Origin of the sequence: Rhodopseudomonas sp. B29, assembly GCF_000333455.1 — a bacterium.
Lineage (GTDB): Bacteria > Pseudomonadota > Alphaproteobacteria > Rhizobiales > Xanthobacteraceae > Rhodopseudomonas.
Window position 1 is genome coordinate 1 of sequence record NZ_BADD01000493.1, and the last position, 1,674, is coordinate 1,674.

Annotated in this window: 2 protein-coding genes; both read left to right on the forward strand. The window is 66.0% G+C overall.

The genetic code is table 11. The annotated features are described in order from the left end of the window. On the forward strand, nt 1-954 hold a 954-nt coding region (locus I5M_RS17470), incomplete at its 5' end, for a 5-(carboxyamino)imidazole ribonucleotide synthase (RefSeq protein ID WP_022722574.1). 167 nt (nt 955-1,121) lie between these two features. Next, nucleotides 1,122-1,418, forward strand: a complete 297-nt coding sequence (rpsU, locus tag I5M_RS17475; RefSeq protein WP_022722575.1) for a 30S ribosomal protein S21 — start codon at nt 1,122-1,124, stop codon at nt 1,416-1,418. The last annotated feature ends 256 nt before the right edge of the window (nt 1,419-1,674 follow it).

Here is a 1,674-nt window from a genome sequence, read left to right on the forward strand (position 1 = left end):
GATGTGGTGCAGAACGCCCCCTGCGCTGAATTCGCCGATGTCGAGGCGCTGGAGATGTTCGCCGCGGAAGTCGACGTCATCACCTACGAGTTCGAGAACGTGCCGGCTTCGGCCGCGCTTGTGCTGGCGGCGCGCAAGCCGGTGCTGCCGGAGCACAAGATCCTCGAAACCACGCAGGACCGGCTGGCCGAGAAGGACTTCGTTACCAAGCTCGGCATCGGTACCGCCGCCTATGCGGACGTCACCTCGCCCCAGATGCTGCACGAGGCCGTGGCGCGGATCGGCCTGCCCGCCGTGTTGAAGACCCGCCGCTTCGGCTACGACGGCAAGGGCCAGATCATGCTGCGGCCCGGCGACGATCTCGACGCTGCCTGGCATCGGCTCGAAACCCGCGCGGCGATTCTCGAGGCGTTCGTGCCGTTCGAGCGCGAAGTCTCGGTGATTGCCGCGCGCAGCGCCGACGGTCAGGTGGTCTGCTACGACCTCACCGAAAACGAGCACCGCGACCACATCCTCAAGACCTCGCACGTCCCCGCCAATGTGCCCGAGTCGGTCGCCACCGAGGCGCGGCGGATCGCCACCAGCATTGCCACCGCGCTCGGCTATGTGGGCGTGCTCGGCGTCGAGATGTTCGTGGTGCCGGAGAACGGGCAGCCTAAGGTGCTGGTCAACGAGATCGCGCCGCGGGTGCATAATTCGGGGCACTGGACGCTCGACGGCGCCTCGGTCTCGCAGTTCGAACAGCACATCCGCGCCATCGCCGGCTGGCCGCTGGCGCAACCGCTGCGCCACGGCGACGTCACCATGACGAACCTGATCGGCGACGACGTCCACGACTACATCAGCTGGCTGACCAAGCCCGGCGCCACCGTGCATCTCTACGGCAAGCGCCTCGCCATGCCGGGCCGCAAGATGGGCCACGTCACGGTGGTCTCTCAGCCGAAGAAAAGCTGACGTTCCGCCGAAAGTGGAACGCCGAAGGTGGCAAAAACTTAATCGATGGGTGTGGTGGACATCCCGGGCCCGATCTGGTACAGCACCGCCCTCTAGGTGGAGGGCCTGGCCTTTGTCGGCCCCGCCTGTTCCTGAAATTCCGATCCGATCTTTGAAGAGGATGCCGCGTGCAGGTTCTCGTTCGCGATAACAACGTCGATCAAGCTCTCAAGGCGCTGAAGAAGAAGATGCAGCGCGAGGGCATTTTCCGCGAGATGAAGCTCCGCGGTCATTACGAGAAGCCGTCCGAGAAGAAGGCCCGTGAAAAGGCCGAAGCCGTGCGCCGCGCCCGCAAGCTGGCCCGCAAGAAGCTGCAGCGCGAAGGCCTGCTGCCGATGAAGCCGAAGCCGGCGTTCGGCGCCGACCGCGGTCGTCCCGGCGCAGCTGCTGCCGGTGCTGGCGCCGGTCCCCGCGGCCCGCGCTGATCGCTTCGAAGCATCTGCCGAGTTTGAAAAACGCGGGCCGCAAGGCTCGCGTTTTTGTTTGTGCTCCATGCTGCGTCACGCCCGGCCTTGTGCCGGGCATCCACGCCTCTGCAGCGGAGCGAAAGCCCAAGACGTCAATAGCCGGGCCTTCGCCGCGCCGAAGCGGCTTCGGCCGCGCAGGCGGGACGAGCCCGGCCATGACGTCGATGTATGTGAAAGCGGCAGCACCGTAGGGCGGATAAGCGAAGCGCCATCC